This is a genomic window from Arthrobacter sp. B6, assembly GCF_001663775.1.
Lineage (GTDB): Bacteria > Actinomycetota > Actinomycetes > Actinomycetales > Micrococcaceae > Arthrobacter.
The window spans coordinates 549,661-568,016 of the sequence record NZ_KV467168.1; the positions used below are offsets into that span (position 1 = coordinate 549,661).

At 59.2% G+C, this 18,356-nt stretch carries 15 protein-coding genes and 1 pseudogene; 5 read left to right on the top strand and 11 right to left on the bottom strand.

Annotated features, from left to right (window positions below):
* Positions 1–288: 288 nt before the first annotated feature.
* Positions 289–1,680, top strand: a complete 1,392-nt coding sequence (locus AU175_RS02305; protein WP_066285513.1) for a class I adenylate-forming enzyme family protein — start codon at positions 289–291, stop codon at positions 1,678–1,680.
* Between the two features lie 126 nt (positions 1,681–1,806).
* Here the strand turns inward: AU175_RS02305 and AU175_RS22215 are convergent, their stop codons facing one another.
* Positions 1,807–1,968: a hypothetical protein gene (locus tag AU175_RS22215; RefSeq protein WP_231938623.1), complete on the bottom strand. Its 162-nt coding sequence runs from the start codon at positions 1,966–1,968 to the stop codon at positions 1,807–1,809.
* Between AU175_RS22215 and AU175_RS21145 the strand changes: the two genes are divergently transcribed.
* Entirely contained in the window at positions 1,897–2,160 is a 264-nt protein-coding gene (locus AU175_RS21145; protein ID WP_231938591.1) for a CHY zinc finger protein, read from the top strand. The two genes, AU175_RS22215 and AU175_RS21145, sit on opposite strands and share 72 nt — an antisense overlap.
* Here AU175_RS21145 and AU175_RS02310 read toward each other — a convergent pair.
* From AU175_RS02310 to AU175_RS02320, 3 genes are read right to left on the bottom strand one after another with little or no spacing between them, the layout of a single operon-like run.
* Positions 2,124–2,759 (bottom strand): energy-coupling factor transporter transmembrane component T family protein, encoded by a 636-nt coding sequence (locus AU175_RS02310; RefSeq protein WP_066285515.1) that lies wholly within the window; start codon positions 2,757–2,759, stop codon positions 2,124–2,126. The genes AU175_RS21145 and AU175_RS02310 overlap by 37 nt on opposite strands.
* Complete coding sequence (locus AU175_RS02315; protein ID WP_066285516.1) at positions 2,756–3,457, bottom strand: energy-coupling factor ABC transporter ATP-binding protein; 702 nt, start codon at positions 3,455–3,457, stop codon at positions 2,756–2,758. Before AU175_RS02315 ends, AU175_RS02310 begins: the two co-directional genes overlap by 4 nt.
* Before the next feature lie 34 nt (positions 3,458–3,491).
* Complete coding sequence (locus tag AU175_RS02320) at positions 3,492–4,124, bottom strand: biotin transporter BioY (RefSeq protein WP_082978977.1); 633 nt, start codon at positions 4,122–4,124, stop codon at positions 3,492–3,494.
* A 1,253-nt stretch (positions 4,125–5,377) separates the two neighbouring features.
* On the opposite strand from AU175_RS02320, the gene AU175_RS22720 reads away from it, so the two are divergent.
* Both AU175_RS22720 and AU175_RS02330 read left to right on the top strand, forming a co-directional pair.
* A complete protein-coding gene (locus tag AU175_RS22720; RefSeq protein WP_442855269.1) occupies positions 5,378–5,707 on the top strand; it encodes a tyrosine-type recombinase/integrase in 330 nt (109 codons plus the stop codon).
* On the top strand, positions 5,704–6,018 hold the full coding sequence (locus AU175_RS02330; RefSeq protein ID WP_156642133.1) for a helix-turn-helix domain-containing protein: 315 nt from the start codon (positions 5,704–5,706) through the stop codon (positions 6,016–6,018). The genes AU175_RS22720 and AU175_RS02330 overlap by 4 nt, the downstream gene beginning before the upstream one ends.
* A gap of 284 nt (positions 6,019–6,302) precedes the next feature.
* Here AU175_RS02330 and AU175_RS02335 read toward each other — a convergent pair whose 3' ends face one another.
* The 6 genes from AU175_RS02335 to AU175_RS02360 form a co-directional block, all read right to left on the bottom strand.
* Positions 6,303–7,049, bottom strand: a complete 747-nt coding sequence (locus AU175_RS02335; RefSeq protein ID WP_066285517.1) for an SDR family oxidoreductase — start codon at positions 7,047–7,049, stop codon at positions 6,303–6,305.
* A gap of 396 nt (positions 7,050–7,445) precedes the next feature.
* Entirely contained in the window at positions 7,446–8,219 is a 774-nt protein-coding gene (locus AU175_RS02340) for an EthD domain-containing protein (protein WP_066285518.1), read from the bottom strand.
* 334 nt (positions 8,220–8,553) lie between these two features.
* Positions 8,554–10,587 carry an oxidoreductase gene (locus AU175_RS02345; RefSeq protein WP_066285436.1) on the bottom strand — a complete coding sequence of 678 codons (2,034 nt, stop codon included), beginning with the start codon at positions 10,585–10,587 and terminating at the stop codon, positions 8,554–8,556.
* A gap of 1,052 nt (positions 10,588–11,639) precedes the next feature.
* Positions 11,640–12,686 carry an NAD(P)-dependent alcohol dehydrogenase gene (locus tag AU175_RS02350; protein WP_066285520.1) on the bottom strand — a complete coding sequence of 349 codons (1,047 nt, stop codon included), beginning with the start codon at positions 12,684–12,686 and terminating at the stop codon, positions 11,640–11,642.
* A 312-nt stretch (positions 12,687–12,998) separates the two neighbouring features.
* On the bottom strand, positions 12,999–14,147 hold the full coding sequence (locus AU175_RS02355; RefSeq protein ID WP_197497021.1) for a serine hydrolase domain-containing protein: 1,149 nt from the start codon (positions 14,145–14,147) through the stop codon (positions 12,999–13,001).
* Between the two features lie 594 nt (positions 14,148–14,741).
* A complete protein-coding gene (locus tag AU175_RS02360) occupies positions 14,742–16,364 on the bottom strand; it encodes a flavin-containing monooxygenase (protein WP_066285523.1) in 1,623 nt (540 codons plus the stop codon).
* A gap of 254 nt (positions 16,365–16,618) precedes the next feature.
* Between AU175_RS02360 and AU175_RS21150 the strand changes: the two are divergent.
* Positions 16,619–16,781 (top strand): annotated as a pseudogene (locus AU175_RS21150) (IS3 family transposase); the annotation flags it as partial.
* 149 nt (positions 16,782–16,930) lie between these two features.
* Here AU175_RS21150 and AU175_RS02365 read toward each other — a convergent pair.
* Complete coding sequence (locus AU175_RS02365) at positions 16,931–18,187, bottom strand: TRAP transporter substrate-binding protein (RefSeq protein WP_066285524.1); 1,257 nt, start codon at positions 18,185–18,187, stop codon at positions 16,931–16,933.
* Positions 18,188–18,356: the final 169 nt, after the last annotated feature.

Consider the following 18,356-nt stretch of genomic DNA (forward strand, 5'->3'; position numbering starts at 1 on the left):
GGCTGGTGGACATTCATGAGCATCTAGTGCGACGCTGTCCACCTCCACCCAGCTGGGGTCGCTGACATGATCCCAATTGACCCCGCGGCTTATGCTGATGTCTTTGCGCAGCCTATGGACAAATGGGCTGCCGCTGCTCGAACAGGGGCAACCTGCTTATCGCGGCTGACCAACGCCGCCAGAAAAGCTCATCGATAGCTGGGGCCCTCGACGGAACACCACCGCTTAGGTGCTTGTCGTCCTGCAACTGGGCAGAAAAAGCTATACCCATCAATAGGACGTGAACCGGTGCCATTCCTGAACAGAATTCAGATGTGGGCGGACCTCCGCCCAGACGACACGGCCATCGCCGTCGGCGGCCGCGGTTTCAGCTGGTCTGAGCTTCGTGGAGCAGCCGCGGAGCTCCTCCCTTCCACTCCGGAACTGTACATTTTGTCCGAACCCAACACGGCCGAGTTTGCCGCGCTTTACTGTGCGGGAATCGCCGGGGAACGGCAAATCGCCGTCCTGGATCACGTATGGACGCCTCAGGCCAGGGAAGAGATTCTTCGGAGGCTGCCCTCCCCGTCGTGGGGTGCGGGTACTGTGTTGGAAGACGGCGACCCTGACTCGGCGTTCCTCATTGGGTTCACTGCAGGGACGACGTCGACGCCGAAGGCCTTTACGCGCTCCCGCCGGTCCTGGCAGGCCTCTCTTGACGCGTCCATCGACTTTTTCGGCCTTCGCCCGGACGACAAGACGTTTGCACCCGGTCCGCTCTCGGCAAGTTTGAATCTTTACGCGCTCTCCGAGTGCCTCTACGCAGGTACCGCGTTCCATACCCTGCGTGGTTTCGATGTCGGAGATGCCCACGCTGTGATCATGCATGATGGGATTACAAGACTGGTTCTCGTCCCCACGATGCTCCGGCTCCTGAGCGAACGCGGTCTCATGGCATCGGTTGACGCCTCCGGGATCAGGACAATCATCTGCGCCGGATCCAAGTTGGATGCTCGGACACTGGAAGCCGCCCGGCGCTGGGCGCCGAACGCCACGGTCTTCGAGTACTACGGTGCAGCAGAGCTTAGTTTCGTGTCAGGCCGTGGCTTTCCCGCAGGGGCGCCGCTGGATGCCGCGGGCACCGCCATAGGCCGGCCGTTCCCCGGCGTAGAAGTACAGATCCTCGACGATTTGGGTCGGCGCTTGCCAGAGAACACCCCCGGCAACATCAGCGTCAAAAGCCCCATGGTGTGTCAGGGATACCTCTGGGGTGATGACGGCAAAGCCCTCCGTTGCCTGGACGGCCATTTCACGGTGGGCGATCAGGGCTACCTTCAGAACGGCGAATTGCACATACTCGGGCGGAGCTCGGACATGATCAACACGGCAGGTAAGAACATTTACCCGCACGAGGTCGAACTCGCTATTTCCTCCATCCCCGGTGTAGAAGCTGCGGTGGCAGTTGGCATGCCTGATGACCTGCGCGGCCAGCGTGTGGTGGCGGGAGTCGTGCTCTCCTATGGAGGGATCACCCCAACCACACTCAACTCGGGCCTAGAGGCACTCCTGAGCAGAGACAAGAGGCCGCTGCACTACTACTTGCTCAGCGAGATTCCCCTGACAGACAGAGGCAAAATAGACCGCAAGATGTTTCTGGAGTGGATTAACAACAACGACGCGCGACTCAATCAGCTGCAGTAGACCTATGTATCTACCGCACAAGGAGGGCATTGAGGCATGAAGAACACAAACGCCTGAGAATTGGCTAGGCTGCCCATTGCCCGGGCATTCGTCAAGAATTCGGTGCACGTAAAACTTCGTGCACCCTCATACAACCGAAAGGACCCCGTGGAGGTTTACGGCAAACCCGTCGATGAGCAGACGCGCTGCGTCCACTACCGGACCCGTAAGGACATCATTGCCGTTAAGTTCAACTGCTGCGGAAACTACTATCCCTGCTTCCGGTGTCACGAAGAATGTGCGCACCACTCGGTTAGGCTGTGGCCGGAGGACCAATGGCAGGAGCTGGCGATTCTCTGCGGGATCTGCCGGACCGAGCTGACCATTGCTGAGTACCGTGCAAGCACCCACTGCCCGTCGTGCTCATCGGAGTTCAACGAGGCCTGCAGCAGTCACGCGCACCTCTATTTTGACACCTCGTCCAGTGTTCCGCTCTCGTAGGTGTCCGCTTCGAGGCCTCGGGCCGATATGGCGTCGCCGATGGCTTCAGCAGACTGGATGAGCCCGACGATAACGGGAACCACGATTTCATAGCTGTAAACTTTTTGCCCACGGGCCAGAAACGCCTCCCGCGCCGTGGTGACGGACGATGACAGAAGAGGAATCGCGCGCATCGTCAGCGACAGGACCAGGCTGGCCCGCCAAGGGCTTATGCCGATGCGTCGCAGCGGTTCAAGCATCTTGCCGAAAAATTCGATCATATCGCTGCTTCGGGTGGTGTATGTGAGCAGGCTTGCCAGCAGAATGGCGATAAGTAGGCGGATGCCGAACACTGCCCCGCGCTGCAGACTATGGAAAAGCATTTGGGCTGCGACCGTCAGCACCACGATGGGGACAACCGGCCGCACCGCCGCCCACACCAGTGGAGGCCGAATGCCAGCGGCCGGGTAGACCAGCAGACTGGACAGTAGGATTGCACCTAGCGCATACAGATTCTCTACGAGGAAAACAGCTGCGAGAATCAGGAACAGCACTAGGAATTTAGCGGACGCGGGCGCTCGGTGCAGCACAGAAGCACCGTCGACGTACAGGCCCATCATCGGCGGATGCGCTCCTTTTCCCGATTGCCGATGAGACGTCGGTAAGCGGCCACGGCGTCCTGGGGTGAGCCATCGAAGTGAACCTGTCCCCGATCCATTGCGATGACTCGGTCGAAATCCTCAATAATTTCCAGATGATGCGTCATCAGGATGACCTGCTGGCTCAGTGTCTCAAGGGTATCGAGGAAGATCTGGACATTATGCAAATCAAGGAGGGTCGTTGGTTCATCACAAATCAGAATGTCCGGTTGGGTAACCAAGACGGAGGCCAGGGCCAGCATTTGCTTCTGCCCGCCGGATAGGAGGTGAGCTGAGTGGCTGGAAAATTCCGATAACCCGTAACGGTCCAGAGCCGCGGCCACGATATCTGCGTTTTCCAGCTTTGAAAGCTTCTGTCCCCGGAGCCCCAGAGCGACGTCCTCCGCAACAGATGGCATGATGATTTGGTGATTCGCGTCCGAGAACATGAACCCAACTCTGCGACGCACCTGGACAGCGTTCTTGCGCGTATCTACACCGTCCACTAGAACCGAACCCCGCCGCGGGATCAGCAAGCCGTTGAGGGTGCGGGCCAGGGTGGATTTGCCGCTCCCGTTTGCACCAATGAAGGCAATCCGATGTTCGTGAAGGTCAAGGTTTACCTCTCGAAGCACGTCGAATCCGTCAAAGTCATGGCTGACGTCTTTCAGGGAAATCATGGGCGCAGATCCTTTCGGCGGTTGTATGCGGATCCTAGCTCCCGCTTTCGCCTCGCCGGATGCCCACGGGTGGAATCGGATAAGCGCGGTGTACTGCAGCTGCCACCAGCGCGGCCAGTACTGCTTTGAGGATGTCTCCCGGAAGGAACACCGCCGAGCCGATTAGGGTGACGCCGAGATCCAAGCCCGTAAACATGGGCGAAACAAGCGCTCCCAGCAGGTCAATCACCAGTACTCCGCCGAGCAGGACGGCGGCCAAAACCCTCGGAAAAAAACGTTTTCCGGCACGGATCCTTTCCGTCAGAAAGCCGATGACTAAAGCACCGACGACCCATCCCAGGAGATATCCCAGCGATGGAGTCATGAACACCGCGATGCCTCCGCGTCCTCCTGACAGCAGCGGGAGTCCGGCCGCGACCAAAACCAAGAAGGTGACGATGGCCAGCGTCCCACGCCGCGCGCCAAGAATGGCACCAGCTAGGAACACACCCAAGTTCTGCAAACCGATCGGTACCGCCACACCTGCAACTGGAACCGCGACAAAACCCAAGGTTGCAATGAGCGCAGCAAATAAGGCAATAAGCCCAAGGTCACGCGGCAACAGGGTGGTGCGTCGTCGGGAGCGAGGTACCTCAGTGGGCTGACTGGAAATAAGACTATCTGGCATTAGAATCCTTTTACTCAACAACGCAGGCGTTGCGGCTTTATGGGTGGCTTTAAGGTGGTGGCAGCGTGCCAGCAACCATGCGCTCAAGAGTCCCGGACAGTGGTGTGGGGCGATTGAATGTAATGCAGGACATCTGTAGTTTACCTATCGCTCGCTAAACAAACAAGATATGGATCGTCCAAGAACTCCCTAGCAGCAGTAAGTGATGGATGGCCGAGGGGAGTTGTTCCTGGCGTAAGAGTTTCACCGCTACCGTTTCCGCAAGGTCGTTATCCGGCAACCCGCGAGTCGAAGCTGAAAGAGCCTGTGAGCTGCGGTAACACCGCGCAATTGGCCCGGTCGGGCTGGTGGCAAGTCCTGGAAAGCAGCCCTCGCGAGCCGGAGTGCATCAAGCTGGGATGGCCTCCAATCCGCGGATTTGTGCGGATTCAACATCAATTGCATCCATCCAATGCAAGGAGTCGGGAGGGTTTCTTGGCCGGCGATTCATCGGGACGGGTGCTCGACTTCGGTGCTGTGCGTTTCCTTCACACCGAGGACCACGTGTTCACGCCGATGCTAGCGGCTGGCGCAACCAGCAGTTGAGCCGGAACCTAGCGTTTGGCACCATCGAGAGCCGGGAACGGGTGGTGACGCGCGGTTCCAGGAGTCCACGAACGAGTATCCATGGCGGTGGACGCCGGCCCACGTGGACGAGTTCTTCGGGGATCTGCGTAGCGTGAAGCACGCCTCGCAGTCCACCATCCGGAGCTACCAGGCAGCGCTTAGGGGTTCTGGGCATACGCAGCGTCGCCTGAGTATGGCTGGGACCGGGTCTGCGAACAGTACTTCGGTACGCACCCTGCGCAGGTTTGTTTCGACTGGAACACCGCGGTCCATGCCCAGGCGACCGAATCGGCTCCTAAGCGGCGCCCCTTCACGAGGCAGGAGCTGCAGGCGTTCATTGACCGGGCCGATGACGAGGTGGACCGGATCGCTGGCTCGGCCGCAAGGGCTGCCTGCCGGCCTACCGCGATACGGTCCTTTTCAAGGTGGCCTACTGCTGGGGGCTGTGCCGTAACGAGGTTAGGCACCTGCAGACAGTCGATTTCTCCAGGACCCCGCACGCCCGGGAGTTCAGCAAGTACGGGGTACTGCAGGTCCGATATGTGAAGGCCATGAGAGGGTCTCCCCCTAAACGCCGCAGTGTCCTGACGGTGTTCGCCTGGTCGGCGGAGATCATCGCTGACTGGTTGGAACGAGGACACCTGCACATGACTGACGGTCTGGACCTGTTTCCCTCTGAACGCGGCACCCTTGTCTCCGAAACCGCCCTGAACCGCCGCTTCAACCCGTACTGGGAAGGCCTCGGCCTCTCCCCCGGTTTCGACATCCACTCGCTGCGCCGCTCCTACGTCACCCACCTGATCGAATCAGGAATGGACCCCTTATTCGTTCGGCACCAGGCCGGGCACGAACACGCGTCAACAACAACAGCCCTCTACACCTCCGTCTCCAGCGATTACCGGGTCAAGACACTGCGCCGGGCCCTGGACTCCACCGTCCAGGACGCCCTTGCTGGATGGAAGACGGAAGCCCCATGAAACGAGAGATCGACTACCGGTGGCGGCTTGCAGAACTTATGGCAGCCCGAGGAATACACAACAGCACCGACCTGAGCCCGTTGCTGAAGGAACGCGGCATCGAACTCTCTGCCTCGCAGGTCTATCGGCTGGTCACCCAGCGCCCGGAACGGGTTTTACTCATGATGGTCGCCGCCCTCTGCGACATCTTCGCCTGGGGACCCGAGGACCTGGTCACCGTCACGGCCGCAGACGCCAAGGTCCGCAAAGTCGCGTCCGACCCCAATGTCGTAGACCTTAACAAGACCATCGCCCCAAACGCGGCCGCATAATCCGAGACGATGGCTGACATCACTCGGCGCGCCACGGTTCGCGGCCGCCCTCGCACGACCGGCGCGTTCATCTGCGCCAGATGCTCCAGGGCAGCCGGCAAGCACCGTGCCAGCTGGCCCGAGGGCAGGATCTGCGGGACCTGCTTTACAGCGGCCATGCGCACACACGGACCTTGCCCCGGCTGCCGAACAGAGCGCATGCTTCCTGGCCGCGTTGATTGCGCAGGCATCGACCAGGACTACCACTGCATCAGCTGGCCCGGGCGTATTGATGACCGGTGGACCTATATGTCGGCGGCTGGCGGAACAGACCCCGCCATTTCGCCGCCATCCGCGATGAATTCGGCCCCGGTGGAAAAGCTAGATTCGTCGCTCGCGAGGAATAGGACCAGGTTTGCAAGCTCATATGCTTCGCCCAAACGGGCCAGCGGCACGCCGCTCTGGTCGATGTCATAACCATCAGTCATGGGCGTGCGAACGTTGCCCGGATGCACAGAATTGGCACGGATGTTGTACTTACCGAGGTCGATGGCAACTGCTTTGGTCAGTCCACGTGTGGCGAATTTCGCAGCGGTATATCCCGGGAAGGATCCGAACCCTTTGAGACCGGCCGTTGACGAAATGTTGATGATTGATCCCTTCCCCGACAATTTGAGCGCCGGGATCGCGGCCTTGATGCCGTTGAAGGTTCCGGTCAAGTTGATCGCGATGATCGTGTTCCACTGCTCGAGGGTGTACTCGTCGACAGGTGCGAAGTTCATTATTCCAGCGTTGTTCACCAAAATGTCCAGTCCTCCGAACTCGGACACGGCAGCCGCCACGGCTGCGTCCCAGTCCTCGGGCTTCGTAACATCGAGGTGCAGAAACCGGGCGTTGTCACCCAGGGCGGCGGCAGTTGAGGCACCTTCCTCGTCGAGGACGTCGCCGATTATCACCCGCGCACCCTCTTCGACGAGGCGCTGCGCCTGCGCCGCACCCATTCCACGCGCTCCACCGCTGACAAGACCAACTTTTCCGCTTACGCGTCCCATACTCACTTCTTTCCTGAAAGGGCATGCCTGTCGGCCGGCCTTGTGCTAATCCCCGGTTCAACACCCGTCTGATGGCTTGACCGGATCTCGGTTGCGGTGCGGCGTGACATCTCGTGTCGTAGCAGGACCGTCGGGGAGGTCTCTCCGGAATGGGGAGACCCCCAGCCTTGCGCGAGCAGCCTCTCTCGGTCCGGGAGATGCTTCTTGGATCGCTCGCATTCAGTGCTGGCTCAATCATCTTCGCTCTCGTCGTGATCAAGTAATAAGGGAACGGGCAGAACACGGACCAGAGAGGAGTGAACAACCTGCATATGCACGAATGATAGGAGTATGACGCACCCCCTCCGGCGTAGTTCAGGAAATCGCCATGGCAGCTTACGCATTTATACCTGCTCGCTACCAGCGGTCGACGAAGACGTGTTCTTTTCCAACCCAGATGGACGACCGAGCAAAATCAACAAAGCGGGCCTCGTCCTCTACGGCCCGTCTACGCAACTCGTCGGCCTGGAAGCCATCTCGAGAACTGCCTCGGTCGAACCACATTTCGGCATGGCCCGTGTAGGCTTCGACCGCCGTGCCTCGCGCTGACCTAAATGCTGCCTCCAAGGGCGTCTCAAACCGATGCACCTGCTGGTATCGCAGCAAAGTCAGGGCTGGAGCCAGCAAACGGGCAAGCGGTCCGTGAGACGTGTGCCAGTAGTGTTGCGCTTCCTGCATGGTCATCTCAGGGCGGTGTCGCAAGGGAAAGTGCGCCTTGACTAGTCCGCTCATCGGACGGGCGACAAAGTGGTCCAAGGAGGTGCTGAACTGTGGAAACTCGTGGGCAAACCAGAGCGGAGAGTTGGGCAGGTCGATGAAATCCGCCTCATCAGCGAGGAGTTCAGCATTGGCTCGCTTGCCGGCAACGCTGCCCGATGCCTCCCTCATTGCTCCTTCCGACTCCCACCACACCTCGCCCACTCCGTCGTAGGGCTGCTCCATTGGGCCCCGTGGAGCGGCGGCAAGCGCGTTAAAAGCGTCGTCGAGGCGATGAGTCTGGGTGTATCTCAGAATTCCAAGCCGCACCTGATGTGAAGCCATTAGCGGTCCGTGCTGATCGCGCCAGTGCTCCTGAAATTCCTCCACGCTGAGCTTAGGATGGCGCCGCAAGAGAAATACAAGCCGGATCATTTGATCATTCCTTCTGCTAGGCCTAGGTGTTATGGACGCATGGATTCGATGAAGAGGTGGCGAACCCGGAAACGGGCGGGCCCTCCACGTCCCACCGGGGGGACGCGCCCAAACCGCATAGCGCACTGAGTTACACCCACAACGGGGGCTGAAAGGAAGAGTCCGCTACGGGGTGTGTGCAATCCTGGGCTAAGAGGCGGTATGTCCGGCAACCGACACACCGAACCTCTCGTACCTCACCAATTTGAATGAAAACAGGCCTGGTCCGCAACTCCTACACATGAATACGGGCAGGAGGCTGGTCCAGTTGTTTGGTTCGTGTCGGCAGGGTGAGTCATTTGATGAGGCGCGCTGCTTTTTCTGCAGCGAATACGGCCTCGTCAACGTCGCCGGGAGCGTCGCAGTCGCCGATGGCTTGGGTGGGGATGCCGGTTTGGGCGAGTGCCCGGGTCAGTTCATCGTTTTGTTGCCGCATCAGGGCCAGTACGACGGAATCGACTTCGGCTTTCCGGCTTTCACCGCCGTAGACGGAGTTGATGGTGACCGATCCGGGGGAGACTTCTGATAGGTAGGACGACGCTGTAACACGAACACCGGCTTGTGCGGCGCGCGAGACCACCCAAGGTGCCTCCACTGATGCGTAGAGATTGGCTCCGATGTGACTTCGTGGTGTGACCAACTCCACCTGGTGGCCGCGTTCTGCTAGGAGGGTGGCGATTCCAAGCGCTGTGTAGTCGCCTCTGTCTTCCATCACCACGACGCGCTTCCCGACGAGTGCAGGGTTTTCCAGCACTGATATCGGATCCAGAACGGTATTGTCGGATGCGCCGCCAATGCCGGAGAGCTGGAATGGCAGAAGGCTTGAATAGCCGGAATGATCAAAACGGGCACCGGTTGCGACGATGACGTGATCTGGTTTCAGGTCCGAAATAAGCTCTGGAGTGGCATCTACGCCCAGCCGCACGTCGACCCCGAGTCGGTACGCGGCAGCCGTCAGGTCATCTGTCAGGGTCGCCCATTGTGCGCGCCCTGGCAGTACACGCATGTGGCGGAATTGCCCGCCGAGCTCTCCCTGTCGTTCCAGCAGGGTTACTCTGTGGCCTCGCTCAGCCGCGATAACCGCTGCTTTCAAGCCAGCCGGTCCCCCGCCGACGATTACAACGAAACGTGAGGAAGCCGCCTGCCCATCAGGCCACTCGCCTTCACGGCCCACGTGGGGATTGACCGAACAAGCGAGGTACTTATCGGTCGACGCACGCTTCCAGCACGTGTTGGATCCAATGCAGTGTCTGATTTCAGCCGCACGGCCCTCCTGTGCTTTTTTGACCAGATCGGGGTCAGCGATATGAGCCCGCGCCATGGCGACCATGTCTGCAGAGCCGCTGGCCAGCACCGCTGCTGCCACCTCAACAGTACGGATTGCGCCGGCGACCAGCACTGGGATTGAGTCTCCGACGATCGCCTTCGCGCGCGCGGAATTGTCAATCCGGTTGGCCACGAGCCCACTCGAGGACGGCGGAATCATATGGTGCATCGTGTGGTAGTTACCGCCACTCACACTGACGTAATCGAAGAGCTCGCTCCCACTGATTTCCCGCAGGAGCTCATCAGAGACATCGGGAGTGAGGCCGGCCTCCCCCAGATATTCGTCATATGACAGACGGATACCCAGGGCAAAGTCACGACCAGCATGCCGTCTGACGGACTGTGCGATTTCGATAGCAAACCGAGCGCGGTTTTCCACTGAGCCCCCGTACCGATCCTCACGCCGATTGGTCAACGGGGACAAGAACTGGCAAACGAGGTATCCGTGGCCGGCACTGAGCTCTACTCCATCGAATCCCCCGCTTTTCGCGTTGGCTGCTGCACGCCCGTAGAGTTCGACGATCTCGGCGATCTCCGCCTCGGTCAGAGCGTGGGCTGTCCGACCAAGAGTCGGCGACACGAGCGCCGATGCGGACACAGGGGTGCTCCAGTTGAGGTCAATGGAGTTATCAGCGTGGTAACCGCCGTGGTAGAGCTGAGTAAAAATCCTCGCGCCATGTTTCTGAACACGCCGCGTAAGGTCACGAGCAAGCGGGATATTACGCTCATCGAAGAGGTGAATCCCTGAGGGCCCCGCCGATCGCGGATCTACCGCGGCCGCCATGGTCACAAGAAGTCCGGCTCCGCCTTCCGCCCTGCGCTCGAGGTACCGTGCATATCTTTCTGAAATGAGGCCCCCGCCACTGTCGCGGGTGTAAGACGTTCCATGAGCCGGCAACAGCACCCGGTTCTTAATCTCCAGCCCGCCGATCATGATGGGTTGCCACAACATCTCCAGGTCCGAAATGCCCGCCCCGACAGCCTCACGATCGATCGTTCTCATGTGATCTCCAATTGATTTCCAACGTCCCTCAGCCCTGCTAGCAACAGGGAGGCCTGCCGGGTGTGTGGTGAGACACACTACGACGTAGCGACTGAAGGCTATCGAGCGCTATGAAATAAGTCAACTTCCTGCCTTGTCTTGTGAAACCCGAGTAGACCAATTAGTTGCCTCAGTTGAGCCCTCCTCTTAGGGGCGTGGTTCTCTGCAGCGGCAACGGAAGGGGGCTCTCACGTTTTGTGAAACGAACGATCCCAGCGGGAAGCGTGGCTCAGCAACCAGTGTGACGCTTGCTACGCAGGATGTTTCAAAAGTGATAAACGACAACTGCCTGAATGGGCGTCCGGCCCTTCGCCCACCAGTGGAAGGCCGGGAAGCTGTACGCTCGCAGAGGTGTCGCGGAGGCCAACGCGCACCGCGATCCTCGGCGCTGTTGTTCCTGCTATCCGTGCTCTTTGAGCTCCGGTAAGTGCAGCGGCGAGAATCGGCTAAGAGCCAAATCCTCGCCTGTCCTGGTCCAGCCCGGCACGAGCTAGCTCGACTCTATGACGAGCTTCGCTTCAGAAGATCCGATTTCCTGGGAGGTATGTTGCCAAGCGAATGACGGTTCAGGAAACGCTGGTGGAGCTTTTGGAAGTCGGCGTGATTGAGGACTGTCGTGGCAGCTGACGTCCCACTCACCGCGCGGCTCCTTCTACGCGTGTGGAGCGGCATCCAAGGCTGGTACAACGAAGGTGTCGCAATGGTGATCTTCCCGGTCCGCTGCCGGCTCCGTCTACTCTTGGCCGTCCGCGGACGGTAGTTGCCGCAGGGGTCGAATAGTGCGGTGGATCTCCCCTGCTTACAGTGAATGGACGACTACCGTGTGACCGTGCCGCCATCGAGTGCCCGAACTCGGCTGCTTCCAACGATCCCGGCAGGCACTCAGAATTGCCATTTCCAGTTCATCAGCTGATCATAAGGAGCACGTGCATGAAGGGAACCAGGTCTCTCCCGCACTCGACTCCCAGGAAATATCACGTCTCCGGCGGTCGAACCAATTGGCAAGCCCGATCCTAGGACGGGCGGCCGGGAACCAACACCGCCCTGCCGCGCACTTCGCCCGCCTTTAGACGTTCGTAGACCTCCGGCCCGGATTCGAGGGGATGCGCCTCGAACTCCGTGTGAATTCTTCCGTTACGCGCCAACGCTACGACCTCCCATAGATCTGGCAACGACCCCCAAAACGGCCTACGCACTGAGGCCTGGAATGCCATCTGACCGACTCCTACTCCGAGGATCCCAGAACCCGTCCCGATCATTGCGATGTCACCCCCGATCGCAACACTGCGTCGAGCGAGATCAACTGTCGACTGCGCGCAGACCATGTCTAGAACGAGGTTGACACCCGCTCCCGCAGTGAGGTCGCGGACACGGTCGGCCGTTGATGGCCCCGCGAGAAGGGTGTGATGGGCACCTACTTCCCGCGCGAGGTCGAGCTTGTCCTCGCGCGCATCGACGGCGATTACGGTCGTCTCACCAGCCAGAGCCCGTAGGATTTGGACTGCCATGTGCCCTAGTCCCCCGATACCGATTACCAGCGCAGTGGAACCGGGAAGCAGACGCGGCATCGAAGTGATGATCGCGTGGTACGAAGTCAGCCCCGCATCCGTCAGCGCAACGGCAGCGACCGGATCAAGGTCCCCTAGTGGAACCAGATGACGGGCGGCCGGAACGAGCAAATACTCCGCCATCGCTCCATCGACCATGATTCCCGGTGGCCTAGGTCCGCCAAGCTGTCGGCAGTAGTTCTCACTGCCGGCGGCGCAGGACGGGCACCTACCGCACCCCCAGGGGCCGTAAACCAAGACAGCCTCGCCTAAGTCGATGCCGGTGACGCCACTTCCCACCGCAACTACCTCGCCCGCAGCCTCGTGCCCTAGCGTAAGCGGGAGCGCGCCGTACGTGTAGTCTTCGCGTGACCTGCTCATGAGCCATTCGTCGGAGTGACAAACCCCCGCAGCAGTCACTCGAAGCAGCACCTGCCCAGGTCCGGGTACTGGGACATCAACATTCATGATGCGAGGTGGTTCACCGAGGGTGTGATATCGCAGTGCCCGCATCAAGCCCCCCTAAATCCATTACGGTGACGGCCTCGCGTTGTTATGGGTGTCGCCGCCGTTTCGTTAGTGGGCGGGACGTTGCCGATGTCGCTTTCGTACCGCAAATAGCCTTGAACTTGGACCACTGGGGCAATCTCCTTTGGACGTGGCGGCTGGACGTCACGTCGAGCTAACGTGTGAAACCTGAAATTACGACTGGCTGCATCGGCCAGCAGGATAAAAACAATAGTCAAAAACGCAACGTATTCGGATGAGTCTTGCGCTGAGAGACAATTGATGGGATCTGTAAAACCGGGACAGACGGCATGAGGCTCAGACGGTTCCAGCGAGGGATTGCTCAGCGGCCTTGAACAAGGCAACCCCGCGCTCATCCCCAACTGTTACGTTTTGCATCCTGTTCATGACATAGGCCACCGTCATGTTGGAACTGAGGTCATTCGTGACGAATGAACCACCCCACCCGCCCCAGTAGTACGTTGAGTCGTTTACCGGAAGGGGAAGTCCGGGGGATCTCAGCGCAAACCCGACACCCCACTTGATGTGCCTACCTGTGACACGATCAACGTTGTCGGCCTGCAGCGAGAGAACGGCCTCACATGTCTTGCGGGAGAGGAAACGACGCCCGCCTATCTCCCCAGCACTCGACAATACCCGCTGCACCAGCGCGACCGATCGGGCGTTGCCGTGCCCGCCTGCGGCGCCTACCTCAGCCCGACGCCACCAATCGGTGTTGGCATCGTCGCCGCCGATTCCTGGGTTCTTGAGAGCACGCACCGCGATGCTGTTTTCGTCATCGAAGCCGTAGTGCGCCTCGACGCGCGGGGGCGGGGCGATGTTGGGGCTGATCCGACTGTAGTCCGCCTCGGAAACTACAATCTGGAAGTCGGCTCCCAGCGGCTCGGCCAACTCTCTGCGAAAGAAGTCCGGAAGGGTCTGACCTGTAACGCGACGAACAAGCTCTCCGATCAGGAATCCGTGCGTGAAGCCGTGGTAACCCGAACCATCTCCCGGGGTCCACCATGGGGCCTGCGCTGCCAAGAGGGAGGTCATCTTTTCAAAGTCACCGAAATCAGTAGGTCGCAGGGCTTTCTCCCAGCCCGCAAGCCCCGAGGTGTGACTCAGGACATGTCGAACTAGGACACCGTCTTTACCCGCTGCTGCGAATTCCGGCCAGTAGCGAGCGACCGGCGCATCGAGCTCCAGGGCACCTCGGTCGACCAGCAAGAGTGCAGAGAGTACCGCCATCGTCTTGGTCGTCGACCAAGTGTTCGTTATCGTGTCGCGTTCCCAGGGGCGTCCTTGCTCCTCGTCTGCCACTCCCGCCCACAGATCGACGACGAGTTCACCCTCTACGGCGACGGCCACCGAGGCGCCGACCTCCAAGCCCTTCTCAAAGTTTTTTTCGAACGCTTCACGAACAGCCTCGAACTTTGTAGCGCACATACCTTGAACTGCGACCACTTGGTCAATCTCCTTTGCATTCTTGGCAACTCGACGTGCGGTCGAGCTACACCCGGACCTGCAATGACCTCCTCAGACGGGGCAGTCAATTTCCTCCACGTCAGAGTCTTACCTCAGCAGGCGGGCTGATAGCCGGCGACTGCCGGGCCCGCACTGGCGCGAAACTCGAGACATCGCAGCAGAAGCCCCTGTCAGGTGTACGGGACCGTCGGATTTTTTCGCGGCTCGGATCTCACTCCTCGCGCTAATCGTCCGCGAGGCTAGGATCCCCAGACCGCGCGAACACCCTGCTGGAACGTTTATCCTAGCCAAACATATTCGTTAGCGAACGCTATGTCAATGTTGCTTTCCCGTTGCCCTGGTACACAATAGTTCGCCCACAAGCCTCATGCCGCTGCATGAAGAAGGTTGATCTTGAAGAAGTCAACCGACTCCCGGTCTCAACAGCGCGCACCTTCGCCATCGGCAATTAAGGATGAGGGCCTTCTCTTCATGACACGGAGCCGGTCACGCGGGGCGCGTTCTGCTTCATTCGGTAGGAGATCGTCAGATCGTGATCGAGGTCCTGGGTGGGGTTAGCGCTTCCCGATGAGCTCATGCGAAGGTGACGCCTCTGTAGCCGTCGTCTGCGACTTCGCGCGCCCTGCGCCTGTACTCAGGGTGGGGGTCCGGACTCAAAAGGAAGTGGTTCGCCTTCCCTGGAATATTGCCGCCGTTGTACCAAGCGGAGGCTTGAGTACTGCCGTGTTTTCCGCCTCCAGCGGTTTCGTAGACGTGAGCGGTGTAGGCATCAGCCGCCTCGGGAGTGGGTTCAATCCACTTGCTTCCCTTCTGCTCGGTGAAATTGATTAGGTCGGAGATCCAATCGACATGCATTTCGCTCGATCGAGGGACGTTGCCGCGGGTCCCGTGCGGGCCGCCGGCAATGAGCAGATTTGGGAAGCCAGGTACCATCACCCCGAGGAGGGTGCGTGGGCCGTCCTTCCAGGCATCCGCAAGGGACAGCCCCTCGCGGCCATGGATGTTCATCCTAAGCAGGGCACCAGTACCAGCGTCGAATCCGGTGGCGAGGACGATGATGTCGAACTCATGGTGACCTTTCACTGTATTGAGCCCTTGCTCAGTGAAGGTCACGATTGGATCAGCACGCATATCGACCAAAGAGACATTCTCACGGTTGAAAGCCTCGAAGTAGCCAGCCTCAAAAGGAGGTCGTTTCCCCCCGAACCCATGGTCCTTTGGGATCAGCCGCTCAGCTACGGAAGGGTCGTTTACCAAGGACCGGATTTTCTTTTCGAGGAACTCGGTGAACATGGTGTTAGCTTTGGAATCCAGTTCGGTGTCCCTGAAGTTTTCGGTAATTTTTCGCAATCCGGGGGAGTTCCAAAGCGCCTCGTACTTCTCCAGACGCTCTTCCTCGGTGACATCGAAGGCGCTCCGGGGGTCGGCGTCGTGCGGAAGGCCGCTCTTATTCTGCGACACCTTTTCGTAGATAGCGGGATACGTCGCCTTGATCTCCGCCATCTCCTCGGCACTGATAGGCCGGTTGTTCAGCGGGGTGGCCCAGTTGGGTGTGCGCTGGAAAACGGTCAGGGTTTCAACTTCACCAGCGATAACGGGGACGATCTGGACGCCGCTGGCTCCGGTGCCAATGACAGCAACCTTTTTCCCCTTGAAGGAAACAGGTGTTTGCGGCCATCGACCTGTATGGTGCATTTCCCCGCGGAACAGCTCGTGATTGGGGATATCGGGGGTGAAGGGAGCGGACAAAATCCCTACGGCAGACACTAGGTACTTTGTGAGGACGCTCTCGCCCGTGCCCAGCGTCACCGTCCACAAAGCTGTGTCTTCATCAAAAAACGCCCCTACGACACGAGTGTTCGAGTGAATCAGCGGCCGCAGGCTTTGCCGGTCAACCACATAGTTCAGATACTGCTCGATTTCCGGCTGACTTGCGAAAAGTTCTTTCCAGTCCCACTCCTGCAGCAACTGCTCGTCGAAAAAGTAGCCGTAGCTATAGCTTTCAGAGTCGAAACGCGCTCCGGGATAACGATTCCAGAACCAGGTGCCCCCCACGCCGGCTCCGTCCTCGTATAAGGCTACCGAGAGGCCCATCTCCTTCAGGCGATGGAGCTGATAGATGCCTGTTATACCGGCACCCACGACAACAGCATCCAGTGCTGCAGGCGAATCTTGCGCAATGCTTCTTTTTGACACGAAATAACTCCTATTTACACTGATTCGAGTTCTTGCACGGCTACACGTTGTGCGACTTGTCCCTCGTTGTCCCTTTGGCAGAAGTCAGGGCAATCGCAGGGACCTGGAGGCCGGAGTTGCAGCAGATACGGTCCGCATTTGTTCACGATGTCTTCGCCTTTGCCAGGCGAAGACTCATGACTCGTCTTGCACTAGGGCCATGCCCGCCTGTTTCATATATGAAATTGCATGTCACACTGAAATCTGCTGCAGAAAATATCCTTGCGCGCAGGCGGTGGCTCACCTGGCAGGAACTGCGCCTCGCCATCACGACTTGGATCGAAAGGACCTACCAACGGCGGCGATGGATGGCTGCTGGGAAAACTCACGCCTATTGAATCTAAAACAATCAACTGGACTGCGCTCACAGCGGCCTAAGAAACCCCGAGTCAACAAAAGCCGGGGCAGGCCCCTTCTCCAGAAGTATCCAGAGGCCGCACGTGCACAACCATGCTGCACTCAGCGGGACGGCTCCACCGCCACCGACGCGTATCATTCGATTCATTTAGCCATCCGCCCTCTGATAACTATGCGCCCGGACGGTAGCCCTGCACGGTCTTTGTCACATGGTCAACGAATGCGCTCAGGTCAGGCTCGCCCTCGTACCAGGCATGGAAGTCCTTCAGGCCGACCTTTGCGGCGTCGGTGTCTTCCAGAAGCGCTACCCAGTCGGCCTTTGCGTCGTTAATGCGTTTCTCGAAAGACGTCCCATCGACGAGATTTGAGCCGTAGAAGTCGCGGATCAGTTCTTGATTCGCGTTAGAGAGCTTGTCCGACTCATCCTTCGACAGCTCGGTGAAGGTGCCCTTCCCGAGCGAGTAGCTCAACCAGCTAAGTTCATTGTCGAGGGAGGCTGGGACAAAAGTCTTATAAGTCATGTCGAAAAGGAGCTGCTGAGCGGCGAGGGGCAACCTACTGAACGAGGGCCCGGCAAGAATGGGGGCATTACCGCCTACGAACGCAGTTTCACCCGCGGGGATAATCACGTTCGGTGCCTGCTCAAGCCAAGAGAATTCGGCAACAGTCGCGATGCCTCCAGATGTGCAGTCTATGACGCCGCGCTGCAGGCCTTCATACACATCGGCAAAGCTCATAGAAACTGGGACTCCTCCCAAGGCCTCAATCTGGCGGTGCATGTGCGTGCCCGCAACCCGCACCTGGGCACCTCTCAGATCTTCGCGAGGAGAATTGCAGGCCACCACTGGCGAGCCTCCACCAGACAGCGCCGGGACGATAACAGTCAGGCCCTGACCTTCCAATTCAGCGATCAGTTCAGGAGTACCCCAAGCCGTTTCGATCAATGAACCCTTTAGTGCCATTTCTCCAACGGCGGGCCGAGAATCTCGGACTAATGTGGTTGTGGGCATCTCGTTGCTCACCGGAAAATCCTGCGGCTGGCTCCCCGTGAGGAGGCGGGACATGTCAATTCTCCCGTCCAGGAGAGCTTCATCAACGTCCAGGGGAGGAGCTATCGAATGATTCCAAGCGATCTCGATCTCAATATTTCCGCCGGAGTACTCCTCAACCAATGCTTTGAAGTTGACTTCAGCTTCGCCCAGCGGCGAGAGCTCCGACGCCGCATTCGATTGAAAAATCAGCTTGACAGGGTCCATATCGGCCAAGGCCTCTTGCCACACCGCCGCGGACGCGCCCGCAGCAACTCCTTCGCCGGTTCCCGCCGCCGCTGCTCCGAGACCTGAATCCGTTGAGCATCCGGTGAAGGCAAGCCCCAGGAGCACAAAGCCCGTGAGTGCGGCAGATTGTTTGATCAAGTTTTTAGGCACGTGATTCCTTTCGATTGATCTCTCGCTTCCCGCTATGGAAGCATGACCGCCGCTGTATATCAAGCGCTAGATCATCTGATCTTCGACCGTGGACAAGTGCGTCACCAGCTAGTAGAGTCCCGGTTCAACGCCGCGATGCATGTAGCTATCGATAAATAAAACACGCTGA